Here is a 20,792-nt window from a genome sequence, read left to right as displayed (position 1 = left end):
GCTTGTCGGGGCTGCAATCTAGCCTTCCAGAATTCTGGTCATATACAGGGCCGGATCGGCCATAAACTCCGCGAATTTAGCCAAAGGAGCATATTCCTGATGCTCTACATCGTAGTAGCCGATCTTTTGTGAGCCCGGATGCCACACGATAAGGATATCCGTGTAATCGTCTACTTCTGCCGACAGGCGCAGCAGCTTTTGCCGGCAAACGGTCTTTGATAAGCGCCAATTCCAGAGGAGTATCTGCAAAATATCCATTCGGTCTGAGTTAAGTCAGTTTATTTCTATAAATCACTTTATTTACCTCATGTCTCACCGTCCGATGCCCTGCTTTAATCCCTTTACCGATAGCAATAAGCATTACATCCAGATATCTTTCGGAAATATTCAAAGTTGCCTTTAGCTGCCTGGAATCATAACCTGACATTGTAATCGTGTCCAATCCGGCTTCATTCGCCAGCAACACAAATGACATAGCCGCAAGACTTACATCTCTGGTTAATTCCATCCGGAGGTCCTCTTCTGATTTACTGGCATAATATCCGATGGCCGCATTTGCCAGGTAGTCTCTTAAAGATTCATCGAAATAACCAGCTTGAAACCCTTCCTCGTGAATCTGAATAATGTTATCGTCCTGGAACGCTTTATAATCACCAAGCATCACCAATACAGCGGAAGCGTCTGCCACTTGTTGTTGATTGTATGCGATAGGCAATAGTGACTTTTGGATTTGAGGATCATCAATGATCAGGTACCGCACAGCCTGTACATTATTTCCATTGGGTGATTTGCTTGCACTTTCAATGAATGAAGCCAGCAGTTCCGGGCTGATTTTATAATCCGGATCATAATGCCGGACTGAATTCCGGTGTTCTAAAATATTTTTCACACTCATGTTATCCACTCCCACCTTTATTTATCTTGCTTTTCAAATTATAGTAGTAAAGATTACACAGGAAAATAACGCACAAAATTGTGGTTTACCCACTTTTAAGTGCCTATTGGGGAGGAACGGGATTTGGTCCAATATAATTCAGGGATAAATATATTTATGAATATTGTGGGCGGAAAGTGGAAGTGTTTAATTCTTTTCTTTTTGAGCCGAAATCCGGTTAGAACCAAGGAGTTTTATGAGTACATTCCGGGGATCACACAAAAAGTATTAACCGATCAATTGCGTCAGCTGGAAAAAGACGGACTTGTAAAAAGAGAGATCTTTCAGGAGGTTCCACCAAAAGTAGAATATAGTCTAACGGAGTTGGGCCAATCTTTTGTGCCCGTGTTAAATACAATGTGTGACTGGGGCCATGAATATGCAGTGTTGAAGGAAATAGAGCGAGACGGACAATTTTACTGCACGCACCAAAATAATCCTCAATAGGAGGACATAAGGTGGTGTATCGGTGGGGGCCTTCCAGTTGTGCCGGATAGTCCCCCCGATCATTACTAGAGCTAAACAGCTTCCTTCTCAAGGGGGCTTACAAGCTCTGTTTGTCTTTTAATTGCATGGTTGCAATACAGGTGTCGTCGTTCTCAAAAGTAGAGATTGCGGATTCCGCGGTTTTCCCGTCATGCTCTACCGTTATATGGTATGTTTTGTCCCGCGGCAGCCACAGATCAATAAATCCATTGTCTTGTGATTTCATTGTGGTTTTGTCCATTACGGAGTTCCCCTCTGAATCCTCAATCGCTACACTGAACTCTTCATCCGTCATTTCGCCCTGACAGCCAGTCAGGCTATGGATTGCGCAAGGGTGTGTTTTATCTATGTAAGGCGCAATGGACAGAAAAAACTCATCCTCAGGCAGATTGTAGGTGATTTCTTTTGAATCGTCACCAGTCACGATAAGCTGCCCGGAAGTGATGGAAGCCGATTGGGCCGTTGTGTTGCCTGTACTGAAATCATGTACCATTTGTTTAATATTTGGTGCTATGTCATGTTCAGGTTTTTGTTTTTCGGTGTTTCCCGCAAATAGGTATGCCCCCAGCGCGATAGCAACTACTCCAGCAGCCGCCAGCGTTTTTTTGTTCATCTTGAATTCATCTCCTTGTCCGTTTATTTTATTGTAACCGAGATCGTACAATTGTGCGCGTGGCACAGATGATATTCGCAAAAGAGTAACAATATCAAAGAAGGCCGGTTGTCCAACTCATCCTGAGTGGATACCGGCCTTTGACAAAGGAACAATAAGATTATGACGTTATTACGCGTGTATTTTTCCAGCGCAGCTTATACAGTTCAGGAAGCACAACTCCGATCAGCACTATAATAACGCCAGTCCACTGCAGCCAGCTTACATGCTCATGCAGTACAAATGAGGACAGCAGAACTGCAACCGGCAGCTCCGCGGCACCAAGAATCCCTGCCATTCCGCCTCCAATATGGGGAACACCAATTGCAAACAGCACAGGCGGTATAAAAGCGCCGAACAATCCCAGCAGGAAACCATACAGTAGCAATTGTCCCCACAGCAAACCGTTGAAGATGAAGGTTGGCGGGAATAAAATGCATAATAATACAAATCCGCCGGTAATCATCCAGGCACTCCGGTAGGCCGGGTGTGCGGCAGGAACGGCTTTGCCGCTGAATATAATGAACATCGAATAGCTTACCGCAGACAGCAGGCCTAAAGTGAGCCCCAAGATATTGAAATGGGCGGCACCTTGATCCAAAATCCCCGCGGCCAGCAATGTTCCTCCGAACAGCAGCAGCAAAGTCAGCAGTGTAATTTTATCGGGACGCTGGCGTTTGCTTACAGCTTGAATCAGTACGCTGATCCATGTGAACTGGAACAACAGGATGATCGCCAGCGATGCCGGAATATAACGGAGCGACTGATAATACAGCAGACCAGTCAACACCGTCGGAGCTCCGGCGAGCATGAGCAGCAGTCTATGCTTCCAGGTCAGTGCTGTTGACACACGCTGCGTTGCTGCGGCTGGAATGCCACGGCTCTTTTGTTTGCGGTTTTCTTTGACTTTTGTATAGATAGCCAGCAGCCAAGCGAGTATGCAGCCGGTCAATAACTGTGTACCGACCACTTCCCCGAGCTGATATCCTTTTCCGTAAGCCAGCACAACAATTGTTGATAGGATACCATAGCTCATGGCCCCCACTAAGACGGATATGAGGTATTTCAAATCTTTCATGTTTATTAATCCTCCTGAATCTTCTGAATCGGCCGCTGCACACAAAAAATCCTAACTGCGGGGACAAGGATCATAACATTTGATCCTTGTCATCGTAGTTAGGAAGAATAGGCTTCCTGTAGAAACCCTCGCCCTGTATATAGCAAATGGCTGCGAGGTTATACGAGAACAGTATGTAGTTTTCTGTGTTTCGACTGTTCATATGTTACACGGCAAGTGAGCAGACGTCAACACTAATTTCTTTAAATTTGTGGTTTTGTCTTAGGAACTCCTATCTAGCAATGGAACTGAAGTGTTACTCTTCATCACAGGACGTTTCCTGACGATGATAGATATATGCTGATATTGCCAGGAAAATTATGGAGGTACCGATGAAGATCAATCACAGAAAAGAACCTTTCCGATACACCTTTAAAGAGCCGGTCTCCTTCAACTTGTTTATTGTAAGCATAAATGGAGTACCCGCTCCCGCCAAACCCGTACAGGCGCTCATGTATGACATCAGCCGTTCAGGTTGTGGTCTTAAGATGCCGCTTGCCCTTAGAGTAGACAGCAATCAAATCCGGGTCAGCTTAAATCTCGTGCTGCATGAAGAACCATTGCAGTTGGAGGGCACGCTGCGCTGGGGCCGCGAGGAAGCAGATAATCATTATTACGGCGTTCAGCTGGACATCCCCGAACATGAACGCGACCGGCTTCCGCGTGAACTCCGGCTGCTGGCCGGGCAAAGCAAAATCATTGTCAAATAGAGGATTGCGGCGTCAGCTCCTTGACAACCTATGCCGCAACTGATTGACATCCCTGATTGGCGGCTGCCCGAAGAGGCGGGCATATTCCCGGCTGAATTGCGACGGGCTTTCGTATCCCACCTGAAATGCCGCCTCTGCGGCTTCTGTGGTCTCTGACAACAGGAGTCGCCGGGCTTCCTGCAACCGGACCTGTTTCAGATACTGCAAGGGACTCATCGCAGTAACTTCTTTAAAATAATAGTGGAGCGAAGATACACTCATGTTGACCATTTTGGCCAAATCATGTACTTGAAGCCGCTGCCTGTAGTCACGGTTAATCCGGTCTATAACGGCTGCGATTCGCTGGGCATGGCTGCCGCTGACAACAAAAGACTTGATAGACGCTCCCTGTTCCCCCTGCATGACCCGATACAAAATCTCCCGGATCATCAATGGTGCCAGACCTTCAATGTCCTCCGGGTTATCCAGCAACCGGATCAGCCGAATGACGGCGTCCAGCAGAGAGGAGCTGACGGAACCCACCGCCAGCCCCCGGCTGGAATGGTTCCCGGTTTCCCCGCCAGAACGCGGCATCTGCAGCATATCGACAATCTGATCCGGTTGAAAATTTAACTGCAGGCCCAGGTACGGCCGAATTGCCGTCGCCTCCAGGATTTGACCTTTGATAGGGAGATGTACGGATGCCAGCAAATACGACCTCGGGTCATAACGGTAGCCCTCCTTGGCCAGCATTACCAATTTGCTTCCCTGGGCAATCATACAAAGAGCCGGCTCATAGATCGCGAACTGCGGTTCCTGCTCGCAGGAAGCGCGGAATAAATGCAGCGAAGGTATTGCGCTCAGGTGCTTCCCATCGGTTCTTGTATGCCGTTCAATCAAGGAAGCCAGTTCCCCCTGCCCTTCTAAGGACAGTTCTTCTTCCGGTTGTGTCTGGTTCATCTTTGCCCCTCCTCTCTCTTTACTCTAATCCAGCTTGGAGAATTAGGCAATAATCCACGACAAATGCTATACCTCCTGCACTCTGCTTCCCCGCATAATGATAAGCAGAGTCACCAGTAACCCTATGAGGAGTGTAGCGGAAATGAACAAGAATATCTCAGGAAAAACCGTAGTTATTACAGGTGCAAGCAGTGGTATAGGTGAAGCTACCGCCCGCTTGCTGGCCCGAAGCGGCGCCCATGTTGTTATGGCAGCGCGGCGGACCGAACGGCTGGAAGCAATCGCTGCCGAACTGGAAGCAGAAGGCTGCACCGTGTACTTTCGGCAGGCGGATGTCACCAAGCTGGAGGATATGCAGGCTGTAGTTGACTTCACCTGCCGGCAATTCGGACGGCTTGACGTGGTCGTGAACAATGCAGGCGTTATGCCTCTTTCTCTTCTGGAGAGTCTCAAGCTGGAGGAGTGGAACCAGATGATTGACGTGAACATACGCGGCGTACTCCATGGAATTGCAACCGCCCTGCCTATTATGAAGGAGCAAGGCAGCGGCCAGTTCATCAACATCGCCTCGATCGGCGCTTATGAGGTTTCGCCCACGGCAGCTGTATATTGCGCCACTAAATTTGCGGTCCGGGCCATCACGGAAGGACTGCGTCTGGAAAACGTGAGCGGAATCCGGGCAACGTTAATTTCGCCGGGAGTTACTGAATCCGAGCTGGCCAACAGCATTTCGGAGGAGTATGCGAAAGAGCTGATGAAGGAATACCGGAAGCAGGCACTCCCGGCCGAGGCTGTTGCACGGACAATTCTTTTTGCCATCGAACAACCGGCCGATACTGCTATAAATGAACTTGTTGTCCGGCCCTCCTAGTAGATCTGCGGCAGATTAGCAGCCTATTGCTGTTCTGCCTTTACACACAACGAAGCAAGAGCCCGCGACAGACGCGGGCTCTTGCTTCGTTATTTAGACTGCCTCCGGCTTGTACGCCGTAATTGCGGAGGTTCACAGCCCGCAGTTGCCATAGCTGAACGCACCGCTAGTCAATACCGCAGCCTCCCCCTATTGTTCGGCACGGAGGACAATTTTACCAGCTGCATGATGCGTTTCACTTTTTTCGTGAGCCTGTCTGATTCCTTCTTCGTTCAGCCAGAAGGTACTGTCGATTACCACCCGCAGTTTGCCTTGATCGGCAAGCTCTGCAAGCTTCTCCAGCTGACTGCCGCTGGGCTCCATCATGAATTGAACGCCGGTGACTTGGTATTTCTCCTGCAGCTGCTCATCAGGTTTCTCAACAAGAGAGACCAGCCTGCCGCCGGGTTTTAAGATCTCAAAGCTTTTACGCTGGATATCCCCGCCCATCGTGTCCAGCACGAGGTCATAGTCTGAGAGGACCTTTGAAAAATCTTCTTCTTTATAATCAATAAAACGATCGGTACCGAGCGATTCAAGCAGTTCCTTGTTCCTGGAACTGGCTGTTGAGGCCACTTCTGCTCCGAAATGTTTGGCCAACTGGATGGCAAACGTGCCGACCCCGCCCGAACCGGCGTGAATTAGAACCTTATCGCCTTCTTTAATCTTTCCGTGGTCAACGAGCGCCTGCCACGCTGTCATCGCTGCCAGCGGCACGGCTGCAGCTTCTTCAAAGTTGAATGCTTTGGGCATCTTACTCACCACATCCGCATCTACCGCGATATACTCGGCATAAGTGCCGAAATCACGCGGACGTGCAAAGACACGTTCATCCGCCTTAAACCGGCTCACATTCTCGCCTACCTCAACGACCACACCGGCGGCATCTCCGCCTAACACTAATGGAAAATCACCAGTGGCAGAGCCCATAGCACCTTGCCGAATTTTAAAATCCACCGGATTTACAGATGTTGCCCTCGTCCGAATCAATACCTGATTGGATTCAATCACCGGCTTGGGAATTTCTTTGCCCACCAATACTTCAGGTCCGCCAAATTGTTCAATCACAACTGCCTTCATGCTTCGGATCACGCCTCTCTTCAAGAGAATATCTTCCTGAACCAAATCCAGGTTCCTTATTGATTACCCTCCAGACCTGATTCTGCCACAATTTGTTGTATGTCCGTATAATGTATCAAAGTGTAGTTTTGGAGAAATAGGCAATAATCCGCTAACAGTGAAATATTCCTTTGGAAAATAGATACAAAATGTGTATCCTAATGAGTATAGTCTTCTATGCCAACTAAAATCTGAAGGTTCGGAGGAGAATTTATTGTTATTTGAACATACTTTGAACGGGTGGGATTCCTGGAGCAGCGTTTTCCAATCGAGGGAGGCCTTTTTCCCTTTAGCAAATGCGATCTTCCGTAAAGAAGGTTTACCTTTGGCAGAATCCTTAGAGAATCTTCCTCCAGGCACCAACGCAGTCTTCCAAGCCAATGAGCTAATCATTAAAATCTACGCCCCCATACAAACTAATATGGATACGCAACAAGACTACGCTACTGAACTGGCAGTAATGGAATTTGCTATGAATCATAATATTTCCACCCCCAAGATCATCGGGCACGGTGAGTTTATGGACAAGTATTTGTTTCGTTATCTTATTATGGATTATGTACCTGCCGCATCTTCCATTCAGGAACTTTTATTAGCTTCTTCATCCGAGAAGAAAGATTTTGCAGATCACATCAAACAGATCTCTGTAAAACTCCATCAGCCGGCGCAAAACTTGCTGCCCCGTATTGACCTCAGAAATCAAGACAACCGAATGAACCGCATGGATGGGTTGAATCCGAATCTCATCAAAGAGCTGGCAAGAAGCGCTGAGAACTTGGATTATGATGAAGTGGTTTTGGTACACGGTGATATCACGAGGGATAATCTGATCATTGGTACTGATCGCTCCGTTACGCTAATCGACTTTGCAGACTGCATCATGGCTCCGGCCTATTACGAGCTGCCTGCAATCATATTTGAATTGTTCTTATGCGATCAAGAGCTGGTGGCGGAATATATCGGTGAAGAAGACCGGGAATTGTTCCTGGATGCACTAATTAAAGGCCTTTCTATTCATCTTTTCTGTGGTTTCATCTTGAAGGATTATTTCGAAAGAATTGACATCCCAAGAGATAGTGTAGCAAGCATAGACGAATTAAGGCTGTTGTTGCAAAAACAGTTGTTTCCACATTAAACAAGGAGGTTTGCAGAAAATGAGTGAAGTAGAAAACGCCTCGGGTTGGGACGCTATAGACGCGGCTTTACAGAACATCTATGGAGACCAAGAGCCCAAACACTATGGAACTATAATTCCGTATATGCTGGGAGGCCCTGATCCTCTGAATGGCATCAGTGTGTATGAAGTGAAAGAGCCTGTAGCCCATTGGCATTTTGTTACCTACGGGTTCTCAGAGCTTTACGATAAAGAGAGCAGTGATCCTGATTACAGCGGTTATGGATTTGAATTGACCTTCCGGTTGTCCAAACCAGACAACGAAGATGAGCCCCCGGCCTGGGCATTGAATCTCCTTCAGAATATGGGGAGATATGTGTTTGGCAGCGGCAATATCTTCCGGTCCGGTGATTACATGGACGCGAATGGACCTATTTGTCAGGGAGCAGATACGCTTCTGACTGCCCTCTCCTTCATTGCCGATCCTCAGCTACCGGAGATCGAGACCCCTAACGGGCGGGTGGAGTTTCTGCAAATGATCGGTATTACGCAAGAAGAGCTGCGGGCTATGCAGGTCTGGAATACGCTTGGCGTTCTTTCGGCAATCTCTCAGCATATACCGCTCTACACAACTAATCTGCTGAGAGATTCGCTGCTGAGCCTCCCTGTAGTTTCTGAAGCCGTTCGGATTGGCAGTGAGACGGAGGGTTCAAATACCGGAATTCTCTATGTTGATCAGTTGTCCTGGAATCCTTCACCTGCCGGGGGCATCTCCAAGACATTGACCATCGGCGCAAAGCAGGCTGAGGTTGTTGGTAAATTGCTGCGGGGAAGAATCTTGAAAAAGCGTAACTTGACCTTATCCGGCCCGGAGACCCGGATCGTCTTCGAGCCGGGTGAGGCCAGAGAAGTACAGGAACAGGAGGATTCAGTCACAATTAAGCTTGATCCTGCTGCGGCGACAGCAATTGCCCAGCTGCTTACCCCGTTAGCCGGAACTTTCGCGGTTCCAGCTTGGCCGGAACTCATTGTGAGTATCGTACCTACCCATATCAAAGACAGTGAAGGAAATATCGTCGAAAGTATCGGATAAGCCCTTTAAAGAGTTGAAGCGCTAAGAGCCTTTAATGCTGTTTTGAGAAAGGCTTCAATTTCAGGAGTAAGCTTGTTGCCCGTGGCATCCAGCATGGGCAGCAGCTGTTCCAGGATGACCAGCACTTTGTTGTTTCCCGTTCCGTCCAGCAGAACGTCATCATAGGCTTTTCTAACTTCAGGATAGAGTGTATTACTCTCAAAATCATAAGCAGGTGTATTTTCGGCTCCATAAAACACTCTGTATACTGCGTAACCCAGCTCCTGCCGGATCACAGCGATTCTATTTGAACCTGGGTAGTTATCTGCGAAATCCGCCATTATTGCCGCCCTGGATATCAATTCCTCCCAGGGGATGGTAATCCCTGCATCATAGGTGGCTGGATGATTGCTTTCTGCGGCCATGATATCAATGTAAGCTGCAATATCTTTGTTGATATAAGGCTTAAATACTTTAAACCCCTCATAATAGATAACCGGATAGTACATCCCTTCACTCGCTTCGATTTTATAGCCTTTATCCCGCGACTCTATCAGCACCCTGCGAATTTTCTCATCCTTAATCACACTAAGCAACCCCGTGTACGTCAGCCCTTTTTTAATGTCGGCCGCCTGGATAGCGTTCTGGACATTATCCGGGTATATCTTCTCTGAGATTAGCGAATATTCGGCCTGTTGGGCATTCTCCAGCTGCAGAGTCATCAAGGAGGCATCCCACACCCCCGCCTCAGCAATGTGATTGATCAAATATTTACGCGCTTGAATCAGGCTGGAGGGCTTATTCACATATTTTTGAAACTGCTTATAAACCGCTTTAGATACGGAGGGAGACGCAGCAGAAACGTCCGACACCCCGACTCCGCTCACCCCGCTGCCAACCGCGATTACAGCAGCCAGGAGCAGGGCTTTTCCCCATTTTGAATTGAAAGTGATCCATTGATTCATCGAATAACCTCCCTGTATTTCTTTTTCTCTCAAACAGCCTTCAATAGAATTACACTTGGCCCTTTGGCTCTACGGCATAGGTGGATCGCAGTGCATAATCACTACACTTTTACCCGCATTCCCCCCGCTGTAATCGTCTTCTCCCTGCCGGATCACACGTATATTTATACTGCGGCGGGCGCAGAATAAAAGCTATCCATTGCATAAATATAACACCTTTTGTTAGTTTCATAGAAATTATTGATAGGCCATCAAAAAAGAATTGATTGGCAAAAGGATGTCAGGTTTTAGTAAAATTCTTTTAAATTCTTAGTAAATGATGGGTTTAACCATATCCACTATACAGACAAGGAGTGTTCATCAAGTGTCTACCCTTACACCGGAAGCCTCAGCTTCGGCCGAAAGTTATGTACGGCGTATCTATGAAGAGGTCAAACGCCGCGATCCTCAGGAACGCGAGTTCCATCAGGCTGTCAAAGAAATTCTGGATAGCCTAGTACCCGTGCTGGCCCGCCACCCCCATTACATGGAGCATGCCATTCTGGAACGGCTGGTTGAGCCGGAACGCAGCATTTCCTTCCGTGTTCCCTGGAGCGATGACTCCGGTCAGATCCGCGTCAACCGCGGCTACCGGATCCAGTTCAACAGTGCTATCGGACCTTATAAAGGCGGCATTCGTTTCCATCCATCCGTCTATTCGGGCATTGTCAAATTTCTGGGCTTCGAACAGATATTCAAAAATGCTCTGACCGGCCTGCCGATCGGGGGAGGCAAAGGCGGTGCCGATTTCGATCCCAAGGGCAAGTCAGACCGGGAAATCATGGCCTTTGCCCAGAGCTTCATGACTGAGCTGTACCGCCATATCGGCCCGGATACGGATATCCCCGCCGGTGATATTGGTGTAGGCGCGCGTGAGATCGGCTATATGTTCGGGCAATATAAACGGATCCGCGGGGGCCATGAAGCAGGTGTGCTTACCGGCAAAGGTTTGTTATACGGCGGAAGCCTGGCGAGAAAAGAAGCTACAGGCTACGGTCTCGTTTATTTCGTGCAGGAAATGCTGGCTGCGCAAGGACTAGACTTCCATGGGCAATCCGTCGTCGTTTCCGGTTCAGGCAACGTTTCGATTTATGCCATGGAAAAAGCACAGCAGCTTGGTGCACTCGTTGTCGCCTGCAGCGATTCCGCCGGGTACATCTATGATCCGAAAGGCATCAATGTCGATACTGTCAAGCGATTAAAAGAGCAAGACCGGCTGCGGATCAGCGAATATGTCAAAGAGCATCCCCATGCGGTATATACGGAAGGCAGCACAGCCATCTGGACCATCCCTTGCCAGATTGCCTTGCCTTGCGCCACTCAGAACGAGCTGGATGAAGAGGCAGCGCGGACGCTTGTAGCAGGTGGGGTGAAGGCTGTCGGAGAAGGCGCCAACATGCCCTCTACACTGCCGGCCATTGATTACTTTCTGGAGCATGGAATCCTGTTCGCACCGGCCAAGGCAGCCAATGCCGGCGGTGTAGCCGTATCAGGTCTGGAAATGAGCCAGAACGGGATGCGGCTGTCCTGGGCCTTTGAAGAGGTGGATGAACGGCTGCGGCAGATTATGAAGAACATCTACCGCAGCGCTGTCCGGGCAGCAGATGAATACGAAGTGCCCGGCAACTTAGTGGCCGGTGCCAACATCGCCGGCTTCCTGAAGGTAGCCGACACTATGCTGGCCCAAGGGGTCGTCTAAGACTGACAGTCTGCCCTGCTTCTGCTTAAGGAGCATTCTTAAAAACAGTTAACAAAAAGACGTGCCGCAATCCGGCACGTCTTTTTGTGATGATACTTTCAGCTTGTCTATGAGTGCATCGCGCCTGATCTGTCTGTGCTGCAGTTACAGCAATTCGCGGCGCAGGACTTCCGCAGCTTTCGGGGAAAGATAGCCCAGCGGAATATCGAATACCGTCTTCGCCCCAACAGCCCCTTCATTGCTCAGCCGGTAGGCGGCTCTGGCATAAGCAATAAGTACGCTGGCCGTAAACTCGGGATTGCTGTCGAGCTTCAGACCGAATTCAGCAATTTGTTTGCTGCCGTTGCCCGTGACTGCGCTGCGGATAACAAATCCGCCATGCGGCATGCCGGAATGTTCTGCGGCAAGCTCTTCTTCTGTAATAAACGTCACCGTCGTGTCATAGTCGGCAAAATAATCGGGCATATCTGTAATGGTACGCCGTACGGCTTCCTGATCTGCCCCCTCTTGCGCTACGACGAAGCAGTCGCGGCGGTGCTTCTCGCGGGTGGACAGCTGTGGCGTCTCTCCGGAGCGAATACGTTCAATTACTGCCTGCACCGGTACAGTGTACTGGACTCCTGCCTTGACGCCCGGCACACGGCGGATCGCATCGGAATGCCCCTGGCTGACTCCGGTACCCCAGAAGGTATAATCCTGTCCTTCCGGCAGCACGGCCTGCATTAACAGGCGGTTCATGGAGAAGAGTCCAGGGTCCCAACCAGTGGAAATCACACCGACTTTTCCGCCCTCTTGTGCAGCGGCGTTTACCTTTTCATAGAAATCTGGAATCTTAGCATGGGTATCAAAGCTATCCACCGTATTAAACAGCTTCACCAGCTGCGGCGTCTGATCCGGCAGATCCGTCGCCGATCCTCCGCATAAAATCATTACATCAATTCGGCCTATGTACTGTTCAACATCGGAAAGGCGTTCTGTCAGGACACCTGTTTCCTCCGCCAACGGGCCGGGATCCCGGCGTGTAAAGATGGCGACCAGCTCCATATCCGGATTTTGTTGAATCGCCTGCTGTACCCCTCTTCCCAGATTGCCGTATCCTACAATACCTACTCTAATGTTGCTGCTCATGATGATCCTCCCCTGCCGGATAATTCCGGGTAATTTAATAACTTTAATTACAAGTATATATACATCACATGAAATGTAAACATTTTTCAGGAAATAGGATCGGATAATACATATACTTCCTTCTTTTATTTTTCCGCAAATTCATATACGATTAAAGCTTGAATCCAATAATTATACCAATCCGGAGGAACCATCATGGCACGACCGTTATTCGCCCGTCTGCAGGGGAACAGCCGGGGCTGTCTCGCATTCGAGCCTTTTTTCCTGATCCCGTTCAGCATGTTCTCTACCTACGCAACCTTGTATATGTACGAGCTTGGCGTTACGGAGATGAATATCGGCTGGATCACAACAATTGGACTTATCGTTCAAGTTTTGTCTTCCTTTATCAGCGGCTATTTAACTGACCGGCTGGGCCGCAAGCGGGCGATTTTATATTTTGACCTGCTTAGCTGGAGCTTGGCGACACTGTTGTGGGCGTTCTCGCAGAACCTGTGGTTTTTTGTGGCCGCTGCCTTCATCAACGGTTTTCAGCGTGTGCCGCATGTTGCTTTCTACTGCCTGATTGTTGAAGATACCCGGCCAGCCGACCGTACCTACGTGTTCACACTGCTGCAGATCATCAGTGTCATCGGCGGTCTGTTCGCACCGCTCGGCGGTCTGCTCGTCGCCCAGTACGGAATGGTGCAAGGCGTAAGGATTATGTACGTTCTCGCTTTTGTCCTGATGACGTTCCAGTTTGTCGGCCGGCATCTGACCACCCGCGAAACCGCAGCCGGGATCCAAAAAAGACAGGAGACGCGCGAGCTTGGGCTAAAGCAGAGCCTGATCGAGTACAGCGGCGCTTTCCGCGAGCTGTGGGCTGACAGTAATCTGTTGCTAATCTTCGCCGTGTACATCCTGTTCAACTTCCAGGCCACATTGAAGACGACATATCTGTCTCTTTATCTGGCAGACTATTTGCGGCTGGACAACGGCATTCTGTCGCTCTTTCCGGCTGTGTCCTCCGTCATTATGCTGCTGACGCTCTGGCTGATTATGCCTAAAATTCCGGAGCAGGGGGCGAACCGCTCCATGATGGCGGGGTTCGCGTTGTCCGCTTTATCAAGCGTCATGCTTGTGCTTTACCCGTCATCCAGCCTGCTCTGGATCGGCCTTAGTACCATCCTGTCGGCAGTGGGGCTAATGATCAGTTCGCCTTATCTGGAAACCGCTGTCCAGAATGCCATCGACGATGATAAACGCGCCAAGGTCTTTTCCATGCTGTCCGTGCTGATTCTTCTCTTCACCTCGCCTGCGGGCATTATCGGCGGATGGGCTTACAAGCTGGACCCGCGGATTCCGCTGTGGCTGGTTACCGCCGCCTTTGTCCTCTCCTATGCTCTGCTGCATCTATACCGCAAACGAGTCAGCAAGCAGGCAGGCTCGGCGTCCTAATCAAGTAAAAGAACAACCCAAAGAAGCCGTGTTCAGCCCGGCTTCTTTGGGTTTACCTATGCAGTTATAATTACTTTTTCAGCAGCATTCCCGCAGTAAACTCGGCCCACTGCGGACTGTTGAACGCTGAACATAATCCCTCTTTTTGAAACCAGGAAATATCGTCGGCCAACCGCTGTGAGGTAATTTCCATTCCACTCTCAGAGAGTTCCCGAATGAAGGTTATTGTCTTTTCAACTTCATTAGCTTTGATATAACAATACAGACAATCCATAGCCAGCTTAGGCTCCTCCTTGGATGCCCTCTCCAGATAAGTCCCCCAATCATACCAGCCCTCTTCACTTAAGTCTCTCTGGTTCTCAATTGGCGGGTAGGAGGAAAAGGAGGCGTATTCGTTCTCCTTCTTAAATCCAAGTCCCTCCGCGATGGCCCGGGAGCCGGCATTGGATGAGACGCACAACCATTCAACCCTGCTATACCCTTTGTCAAAACAAAGCTGGACGACACCGGCAACAACCTTCTTGGCCAATCCCAGCTTTCGAAACGGCGCATCTGTATGAATTCCCACTGCGATGGCGTTTCCTGCGGAGCAGTCACTTAAGGACCAGCTAACAATTTGATTCTCCTTACGGATGTAGCAGCCGCAGCCACCTTCCTCAAACCGTTCTTCACTTCCCCAGGCTTGGGCCCACTCCAAGATCCGGTCTGCATTGCCGTAATTTTGCTGCTTCAGGTCTTTCAGGTTAACGGGCTCCATGACATAACCTTCAGGAAGCAACAACTCCGGTTGTATGAACTCCCTGCTGCTGAGACTGTATTTATACCTTGTATACTCTCTAATGAATCTATTGGGGTGAATGGCTGGGATCTTGTCTCGCCACTCGCCCGAATCGGGGGTTACGTTATCCCAAAAATCCAGCTCTTCAGTAATTTCTTTATTAAAATCGGTGTCGCCTGCATTGCCGGCAAGCAAAATAGTCTCACTCGTCGCAATAAGTACAGCATCCGGATGTTCCGCTGAATTCACTTTTACCTCGCCCGGCATTTCTCCGTTCAGCACCGAAAATACGGACAACTCGTTCTGACTTTCCACAAGATGCCTTACCTTACTATATTCTTCTTTGTTCAAAACAATCATAGGTTAATCCTCCAGATCTGCTGTCAACTGCAATGATTACATAACATTCATTTTCAGACCCCCATCCATATTTTACAAGGGATTGTTTGGTTATAACCAATAAATCCAGCCCCCGGTGTAGGCTATCTGTCTGCTTTCTGCTGAGTGACAAACCCGGAGATCGAGTTTAAATACTCGGTATTGGTCAATTTCCCGGGTGCAAAAAGAGCCGTCATCACGGTCAGCAGCTGTGAATCCGCAAGCGGTTTATTCATCATGGAGTGGTCGGCTTCCGGGATTTTGACTACTGTCAGCAGTCCGGCTGAAATCTCTTTCCGGTAAACTTGCTCTGTTTCTTCCACATCCACGTTGATATCCTTGCCTCCCAGAACAAGCAGTACCGGTGAATTAAAATAGGTTAATTCTGCAGTAGCGTCAGACTGGACGTTTTTGCTGATAAAGGTCCATCTCTCTTCCGTGATGAGATGTTCAGGATCGGCTATGCTCAAATACTCCTTGTAAGAAGCCCCTGCCTTAAGCAGGTTCAACACTTGCTGATTGTATTTTTCTTTTTGAATGATTTCCTGAGCGCTTATGCCGGCCTGCTTCATTTCCTCCTTAGTATTGAATTGACCTTGAGTGATCCAGTTTATAGCCGGTGAGACGAGAATGCTGAAAGCAATATGGCGGTTTTCTCTCACTACCTTGGGTATGACCCATCCGGCTTGACTGGCCCCCCATAAACCGATGTTATCGGCATCAATCATTGACAACGTTTGTGCCCATTCTATTGCATATTGAATCTCCTGTGCCCGGTCCTCCATACTCTGATCCAGCCAATTGCCCGGAGCACCCCCGATTCCAGGCTTGTTCAGAGACAAGGAAGCATATCCGTTAGTTGCCAACACCTCCCATAAAGGCCTGTATCCTTCTTCATGATCGGCATTAACCGGGCCGTCTCCATGGACAAAAACAACAAGCCCGACCTTTCCGGAGTACTCCTCCGGCAGCACCAAAGTTCCCGTTAAGATGCCTTGCGGCGTTTCAATCCGCACGCTCTTTTCAGTCATTTCATAGTCATTCTGATAGAGTATAAACAGAACAGCGGCAGCGATCAGGCTGCCCATGATCCATAATGTCATTTTCATCGCTTTCTTCACGTGATGTTCACTCCCTGCATGTTATTACACTCGATTCCCAGGTCATCAGATGCCAGGCTGGTTCCCGGAAGATTAGATGCCTGAGCACATTGTAACGGGTCCTCCTGATGCCGAATGACAGCTTGCGATAAAGCTGGACCGCTTGGGAATTGCTGCATGAAACATGCAGTGAAAGCACTTTGCACCGGGATTGTACAGCCATATTCTTGGCATAATTCAACAGCTGTTGTCCGGCCCCCTGATTCCGCTCCCTGGAACTGACAGCTAGATGTTCAATGTAGCATTCGGTTTCATGCGGAGCATAGCTCAGCGCACCCAGTCCTGTCACCAGCTTCAGAACCTTTGCGGGGCCATATTGTCTGATCAACTGGACTAAATTCACCTGACTCTGCGGATTATTCCGGGGTTCTGAAGGCTTCCATTTTAAACAGAGCACACCGGCGATCTTCCCGTCTTTTCGGGCAACAAATTGTTTAACAGATGCATCTCTGCAGTCAAAGGTCCAAAGCTTCATTAATAATTCAGTCATCTCTCGATCGCTCAAATGAACAAGGGCTTGAAATTTGCTCCGGAAAGAGTCAACCAGCAGCTCGCACACCTGCTCATGATCATCCTCATGAAAAGGCTCAATCTGAAACTGGGGTGGATGCATAGTTTTCAGTCTCCCTTTCCGATAAGCCCACTTTGGCTTGGATTTGATAATGCAGCTGCTCGTTGCTGAACATGGACAAATAGGACTTTTCAATCACCACAATTTGACCTTGGCGTGTATACCCATGTTCTTGTATATATAGTTCCAGCTGCAAAACCTCTTGTTCGATCTCTTCCTCTCGATGCACAGAAAAGTTCTTCAGCAGATAGTCACCTTCTTCAAGCACGTAATCGGCAGGTTCCATGGTCTCATAACATATACTGATCACTCCGCCACCTGTTAAGTAATGCAGATCCTGTTCATACAAATCCGAAGGAGCGGGTCGGTGTTCATACAATGTTCCTGCAGTAAGCACTTGATGCTCATCAAGAGATAGCCAGTGTCTCAAATACCGGGGACCCAAAGAAACCATCACAACTTCCTGATCACGTCCCTCCATTTCCGCCTGTTCACTCAATACCTTATGAATGAATTGTTCCAGCTTAACCAATCTGTGGATTTCTTCCTGAACTTTGGTCAGCGACTGTTCAAAAACCTGCTTGTACTGACTGCCGGAGTATGAAGTGAGACATTGCTCGATCTGACTAACCGGAATATTCAGTTTGCGCAGCAGCAAAACATGGGATAGCTGATAAATCTCATCGATCCCATACATCCGGTATTGATTGTCTTCCGTAAATGCCGGGTATAGCACGCCCTTTTCTTCAAAATAACGCAGCTGATGAACGGAAACGTTCATTAATTGTGATAATTGGCTAATCGTAAGGGTATCTCTCATATGCGGGGCTCCTTTGTCTCTTTTGGATATCTCTACTATAAACCTTAGGTCTGACCTAAGGTCAACCGAAACATGCAAAGAAATCACCCAACTCTGCGCATAACGCACATTCAACAGCAAACAGACCCCCTCCCAAAACTGGAAGACGGCCTGTTTTTGAATCTAATATTCAAAGGTTTAGATTATGGCAGATACACCTCAGAAATGCCGGTAACAAAATCATCCTTGTAAGTAACTTTGCATAAGGGCGAATTGTCAGAGTATTGATTGAGAAATTCAATAAATTCCTGCTTGGTTACGTCTTTATAAGAGCCCCAGTTCTCCTGGTCAAGGATGCTGTACTTCGTTTCACCGGTTACTTTCATGGGGTCTGTAATTGTATATTTGTTAAGAATATAGAATCCGCCCGGCAAGTTTTCCTCCGTAATGTTCAAATCCTTAAACCGCGCAGAATCCTCAAGTGTCAGCCACTCAACATTGTCAAAATCAAAGGATTCACTGTCCAAGCTGAAGTTCAGAACATATCCTAAAGTAGTGCTTTCCGGAGTGACGGCAAAGTCTGCTGCTGTTGCATTATAATCCACCTCAAGCTTATCCTTGGCAACCCTTGGCCCGATAAAAGTTTTGATATACCGAATGGCCACCTGCTGAGGATCAAGAAGCCAGGCCTCCTCCCCCTGATCAGCTTGTGCCTGCAAACGGTCATAATATTCTGCGGGCGGGAGATCACTTTGCGGAGTATGGTAGTACTCATTGCCACGGGTATCCTTCCAGCGTTCAACGGCCCAAATTCCTTTATCCCCTGCTTGCGCGGGCTGTGATAACAGCAGCTGGCTGGTCTCCCCCAGGGTCAGTGGAAATTTGACCAGAATATGCTTCCCGCTATAGGTCTCATGAGATAATAGCTGTTTGCCTTCAAGGAATACACGAAGTGCGGTCTCCTGGCCGGCAATTGTACTTAAATCATATTCTGCGCTCCGGAATGAGCCCAAATAATTCGGAGTATCCTGTTCATAGGAAAAAACCATTATCGGATCGCCCATGCTGCCCTCTTCGATAAGCATTCCGTCTTTCAGATCAAATGCCCCACTTACTTTAGCCGGATCATCAGGCTTCAGGCGATACTCCAGGTGCCAGATTTGCAAAGAAGCAGGCATCAGATTATCAAACTCTGCCAGCTTTTCAAACTTCGTGATGCTGCTGTCCACAATTTTGAACTTATTTGCCTCATTGCTGGCAAAACCCGCAATTTCCTCTTTAATGAACTGCTCGGCATAATCCCGTTCAGTTAATGTGGTTTGTCTCGGATTACTCATAAGACCCACACTGACAGCAGCAATGACAATAATAACAAGGCTAACTACCCAGAACGCGGGTTTCCTGTAGTTCAGGATATTGAGAATGCGTCCTTTCGTGTTATTCTCACCAAAGGCAAGCGGTGAACCGCCTATGAACCGTCTGCCCGCCGAAAGTGTTAAAAGTGAAGTGGAATAATCCTTTTTGATGCCGCTGCCCAACTGCCGGATGACACTTTCATCGCAAGACAGCTCCATATCCTCGCTCATCAGAACAAAAGCTATCCAGACCAGCGGATTAAACCAATGTATGCATAATACAGCAAATGCTAAAGGTTTGATCAGATGGTCAAGTCTTTTGATATGCACCTGTTCATGTTTCAGAATATACCCCCGCTCATGTTCTCCAAGCTCTGCCGGAAGATAAATCTTGGGCCTGATTGCCCCGAACACAAATGGGGTTGCGAGTCCCTTCATCTCGTAGATATTTCCGCTGATCTGCTGTGCAGGTTTCAAGCTCCGAACTAACCGGACCGTTGCCCTAATGCTGTAGAGGAGCAGCACCACAATTCCAAACAGCCATACATATTGGCCCACAAGCAGCCAGATATTCGTATCGGCAGCAGTACTTGTATCCACCACAGATGCAGCGGCAGTTGCAGGTTCAGCCAGCAGGTTATTTAATGCTTGCCCGCCTCCGGCTAATCCGCTTGGAATCTGGGGCGGCTGTGTGGCGATCCGCTGAAGCGGGATCTCCTGCGCTTTGGCAGGAATCAGGCTGAATACACTTTCGAAGGAGAACGGGCATACGAGCCGGAACAACACCACTGACCACAGGGCATAAGAGAAAACCTTGGGAACTTTTCTAAGCAGCAGCCGGGCCACAATCACAAACACGATGACATAGCTGCCGGTAAGGCTCATACTCAAAAGTTGCAAAAACAGCGATTCCACCGCTATTCCTCCTTATGATCCTGAATCACTTTTAGAAACTCGTCAATCTCTGTGTCGCTCAGTTTACGGCTTCTTGTGAATGCGGCCAGAAACTTCGGCAACGATCCCTGAAAGGTCTCCTCTACAAACTGCTTGCTCTGCTGGGCATAGAAATCATCTTTGGAGATGAGCGCTGCCACCATACCCTCTTTGTTTTTAAAAACCCCTTTGCTCTCCAGACGTTTCAGCATCGTATAGGTCGTCGATTTTTTCCAGTTCAGTTCAGATTCGCATAGCTTCACAAGGTCGCCCGACGGGACTGGCTCATGGCTCCAGATGAGGTCCGCAAATTTAGTTTCCATCTCCGTCAGTCTGATTTTATCCATTCTGCAGAACTCCTTTGGGTCTACAAGTTGTAGACTAATATAGTCACAGTTTACAACTTGTAGACCGTTTTGTCTACCAGAAGTTCCACTTTTTAACACACGCTATATTTGGGACAGTTTATTTATAAGCGTTAATTCCCGGAAAAGAAG

At 48.5% G+C, this 20,792-nt stretch carries 21 protein-coding genes and 1 riboswitch; of the genes, 7 read left to right on the top strand and 14 right to left on the bottom strand.

Annotated elements, in window-relative coordinates:
- Positions 1-18 precede the first annotated feature (18 nt).
- Entirely contained in the window at positions 19-249 is a 231-nt protein-coding gene (locus tag ACAN56_RS08210; RefSeq protein WP_379141896.1) for a hypothetical protein, read from the bottom strand.
- Between the two features lie 19 nt (positions 250-268).
- On the bottom strand, positions 269-895 hold the full coding sequence (locus ACAN56_RS08205) for a nitroreductase family protein (protein WP_379141894.1): 627 nt from the start codon (positions 893-895) through the stop codon (positions 269-271).
- A gap of 123 nt (positions 896-1,018) precedes the next feature.
- Between ACAN56_RS08205 and ACAN56_RS08200 the strand changes: the two genes are divergently transcribed.
- The gene (locus ACAN56_RS08200) at positions 1,019-1,381 is read left to right on the top strand and encodes a winged helix-turn-helix transcriptional regulator (RefSeq protein WP_038591044.1); all 363 of its coding nucleotides are present in this window, start codon (positions 1,019-1,021) and stop codon (positions 1,379-1,381) included.
- A 97-nt stretch (positions 1,382-1,478) separates the two neighbouring features.
- On the opposite strand, the gene ACAN56_RS08195 is transcribed toward ACAN56_RS08200, so the two are convergent.
- Together ACAN56_RS08195 and ACAN56_RS08190 are read right to left on the bottom strand one after the other, a co-directional pair.
- Positions 1,479-2,033, bottom strand: coding sequence for a CueP family metal-binding protein (locus tag ACAN56_RS08195; protein WP_038591042.1), 555 nt, complete (start codon positions 2,031-2,033; stop codon positions 1,479-1,481).
- 160 nt (positions 2,034-2,193) lie between these two features.
- Positions 2,194-3,150: an EamA family transporter gene (locus ACAN56_RS08190; protein WP_052092047.1), complete on the bottom strand. Its 957-nt coding sequence runs from the start codon at positions 3,148-3,150 to the stop codon at positions 2,194-2,196.
- Between the two features lie 75 nt (positions 3,151-3,225).
- Positions 3,226-3,336, bottom strand: a riboswitch (purine riboswitch).
- A gap of 185 nt (positions 3,337-3,521) precedes the next feature.
- Between ACAN56_RS08190 and ACAN56_RS08185 the strand changes: the two genes are divergently transcribed.
- Positions 3,522-3,899, top strand: coding sequence for a PilZ domain-containing protein (locus tag ACAN56_RS08185; RefSeq protein ID WP_379141889.1), 378 nt, complete (start codon positions 3,522-3,524; stop codon positions 3,897-3,899).
- Positions 3,900-3,911: 12 nt separating this feature from the next.
- Here ACAN56_RS08185 and ACAN56_RS08180 read toward each other — a convergent pair whose 3' ends face one another.
- Complete coding sequence (locus tag ACAN56_RS08180) at positions 3,912-4,838, bottom strand: AraC family transcriptional regulator N-terminal domain-containing protein (protein WP_379141887.1); 927 nt, start codon at positions 4,836-4,838, stop codon at positions 3,912-3,914.
- 142 nt (positions 4,839-4,980) lie between these two features.
- On the opposite strand from ACAN56_RS08180, the gene ACAN56_RS08175 reads away from it, so the two are divergent.
- The gene (locus tag ACAN56_RS08175; protein ID WP_379141884.1) at positions 4,981-5,709 is read left to right on the top strand and encodes an SDR family oxidoreductase; all 729 of its coding nucleotides are present in this window, start codon (positions 4,981-4,983) and stop codon (positions 5,707-5,709) included.
- A gap of 189 nt (positions 5,710-5,898) precedes the next feature.
- Here the strand turns inward: ACAN56_RS08175 and ACAN56_RS08170 are convergent, their stop codons facing one another.
- Positions 5,899-6,852, bottom strand: coding sequence for an NADP-dependent oxidoreductase (locus ACAN56_RS08170; protein ID WP_379141882.1), 954 nt, complete (start codon positions 6,850-6,852; stop codon positions 5,899-5,901).
- 229 nt (positions 6,853-7,081) lie between these two features.
- On the opposite strand from ACAN56_RS08170, the gene ACAN56_RS08165 reads away from it, so the two are divergent.
- Positions 7,082-8,002, top strand: a complete 921-nt coding sequence (locus ACAN56_RS08165) for a phosphotransferase (protein ID WP_379141879.1) — start codon at positions 7,082-7,084, stop codon at positions 8,000-8,002.
- 19 nt (positions 8,003-8,021) lie between these two features.
- The gene (locus ACAN56_RS08160; protein WP_379141877.1) at positions 8,022-9,074 is read left to right on the top strand and encodes a suppressor of fused domain protein; all 1,053 of its coding nucleotides are present in this window, start codon (positions 8,022-8,024) and stop codon (positions 9,072-9,074) included.
- 5 nt (positions 9,075-9,079) lie between these two features.
- Here ACAN56_RS08160 and ACAN56_RS08155 read toward each other — a convergent pair whose 3' ends face one another.
- Positions 9,080-10,018, bottom strand: coding sequence for a hypothetical protein (locus ACAN56_RS08155; RefSeq protein ID WP_379141875.1), 939 nt, complete (start codon positions 10,016-10,018; stop codon positions 9,080-9,082).
- 364 nt (positions 10,019-10,382) lie between these two features.
- On the opposite strand from ACAN56_RS08155, the gene gdhA reads away from it, so the two are divergent.
- The gene (gene gdhA, locus ACAN56_RS08150) at positions 10,383-11,756 is read left to right on the top strand and encodes an NADP-specific glutamate dehydrogenase (protein WP_256718200.1); all 1,374 of its coding nucleotides are present in this window, start codon (positions 10,383-10,385) and stop codon (positions 11,754-11,756) included.
- Positions 11,757-11,900: 144 nt separating this feature from the next.
- Here gdhA and ACAN56_RS08145 read toward each other — a convergent pair whose 3' ends face one another.
- Complete coding sequence (locus tag ACAN56_RS08145; RefSeq protein WP_038591021.1) at positions 11,901-12,884, bottom strand: diaminopimelate dehydrogenase; 984 nt, start codon at positions 12,882-12,884, stop codon at positions 11,901-11,903.
- 195 nt (positions 12,885-13,079) lie between these two features.
- Between ACAN56_RS08145 and ACAN56_RS08140 the strand changes: the two genes are divergently transcribed.
- A complete protein-coding gene (locus ACAN56_RS08140) occupies positions 13,080-14,321 on the top strand; it encodes an MFS transporter (RefSeq protein ID WP_379141872.1) in 1,242 nt (413 codons plus the stop codon).
- A 70-nt stretch (positions 14,322-14,391) separates the two neighbouring features.
- Here the strand turns inward: ACAN56_RS08140 and ACAN56_RS08135 are convergent, their stop codons facing one another.
- The 6 genes from ACAN56_RS08135 to ACAN56_RS08110 all read right to left on the bottom strand — a co-directional run bounded on the left by ACAN56_RS08135 (position 14,392) and on the right by ACAN56_RS08110 (position 20,642).
- Positions 14,392-15,459, bottom strand: coding sequence for a GNAT family N-acetyltransferase (locus ACAN56_RS08135; RefSeq protein ID WP_379141870.1), 1,068 nt, complete (start codon positions 15,457-15,459; stop codon positions 14,392-14,394).
- Positions 15,460-15,581: 122 nt separating this feature from the next.
- The gene (locus ACAN56_RS08130) at positions 15,582-16,598 is read right to left on the bottom strand and encodes an alpha/beta hydrolase family protein (RefSeq protein WP_379141868.1); all 1,017 of its coding nucleotides are present in this window, start codon (positions 16,596-16,598) and stop codon (positions 15,582-15,584) included.
- A 7-nt stretch (positions 16,599-16,605) separates the two neighbouring features.
- The gene (locus tag ACAN56_RS08125; RefSeq protein ID WP_379141866.1) at positions 16,606-17,250 is read right to left on the bottom strand and encodes a GNAT family N-acetyltransferase; all 645 of its coding nucleotides are present in this window, start codon (positions 17,248-17,250) and stop codon (positions 16,606-16,608) included.
- A complete protein-coding gene (locus ACAN56_RS08120; protein WP_379141864.1) occupies positions 17,225-18,028 on the bottom strand; it encodes a MerR family transcriptional regulator in 804 nt (267 codons plus the stop codon). Before ACAN56_RS08120 ends, ACAN56_RS08125 begins: the two co-directional genes overlap by 26 nt.
- Before the next feature lie 182 nt (positions 18,029-18,210).
- Entirely contained in the window at positions 18,211-20,277 is a 2,067-nt protein-coding gene (locus tag ACAN56_RS08115; protein WP_379141862.1) for a M56 family metallopeptidase, read from the bottom strand.
- 2 nt (positions 20,278-20,279) lie between these two features.
- Positions 20,280-20,642 (bottom strand): BlaI/MecI/CopY family transcriptional regulator, encoded by a 363-nt coding sequence (locus ACAN56_RS08110; protein WP_038591003.1) that lies wholly within the window; start codon positions 20,640-20,642, stop codon positions 20,280-20,282.
- Between the last annotated feature and the right edge of the window lie 150 nt (positions 20,643-20,792).

The organism is Paenibacillus paludis (assembly GCF_042610515.1).
In the GTDB taxonomy this organism is placed as follows: domain Bacteria; phylum Bacillota; class Bacilli; order Paenibacillales; family Paenibacillaceae; genus Paenibacillus_AQ.
Note: the sequence above shows the minus strand (reverse complement) of the source record. Positions and strands in the feature narration are given on the sequence as shown.

Excerpts from the sequence above, each read along its gene's own strand:
- ACAN56_RS08155 (WP_379141875.1), bottom strand. The coding sequence starts at position 10,018 with ATGAATCAATGGATCACTTTCAATTCAAAATGGGGAAAAGCCCTGCTC.
- ACAN56_RS08110 (WP_038591003.1), bottom strand. The coding sequence starts at position 20,642 with ATGGATAAAATCAGACTGACGGAGATGGAAACTAAATTTGCGGACCTC.
- ACAN56_RS08135 (WP_379141870.1), bottom strand. The coding sequence starts at position 15,459 with ATGATTGTTTTGAACAAAGAAGAATATAGTAAGGTAAGGCATCTTGTG.
- ACAN56_RS08120 (WP_379141864.1), bottom strand. The coding sequence starts at position 18,028 with ATGAGAGATACCCTTACGATTAGCCAATTATCACAATTAATGAACGTT.
- ACAN56_RS08190 (WP_052092047.1), bottom strand. The coding sequence starts at position 3,150 with ATGAAAGATTTGAAATACCTCATATCCGTCTTAGTGGGGGCCATGAGC.
- ACAN56_RS08195 (WP_038591042.1), bottom strand. The coding sequence starts at position 2,033 with ATGAACAAAAAAACGCTGGCGGCTGCTGGAGTAGTTGCTATCGCGCTG.
- ACAN56_RS08185 (WP_379141889.1), top strand. The coding sequence starts at position 3,522 with ATGAAGATCAATCACAGAAAAGAACCTTTCCGATACACCTTTAAAGAG.
- ACAN56_RS08145 (WP_038591021.1), bottom strand. The coding sequence starts at position 12,884 with ATGAGCAGCAACATTAGAGTAGGTATTGTAGGATACGGCAATCTGGGA.
- ACAN56_RS08205 (WP_379141894.1), bottom strand. The coding sequence starts at position 895 with ATGAGTGTGAAAAATATTTTAGAACACCGGAATTCAGTCCGGCATTAT.
- ACAN56_RS08175 (WP_379141884.1), top strand. The coding sequence starts at position 4,981 with ATGAACAAGAATATCTCAGGAAAAACCGTAGTTATTACAGGTGCAAGC.
- ACAN56_RS08125 (WP_379141866.1), bottom strand. The coding sequence starts at position 17,250 with ATGCATCCACCCCAGTTTCAGATTGAGCCTTTTCATGAGGATGATCAT.
- ACAN56_RS08160 (WP_379141877.1), top strand. The coding sequence starts at position 8,022 with ATGAGTGAAGTAGAAAACGCCTCGGGTTGGGACGCTATAGACGCGGCT.
- ACAN56_RS08180 (WP_379141887.1), bottom strand. The coding sequence starts at position 4,838 with ATGAACCAGACACAACCGGAAGAAGAACTGTCCTTAGAAGGGCAGGGG.
- ACAN56_RS08140 (WP_379141872.1), top strand. The coding sequence starts at position 13,080 with ATGGCACGACCGTTATTCGCCCGTCTGCAGGGGAACAGCCGGGGCTGT.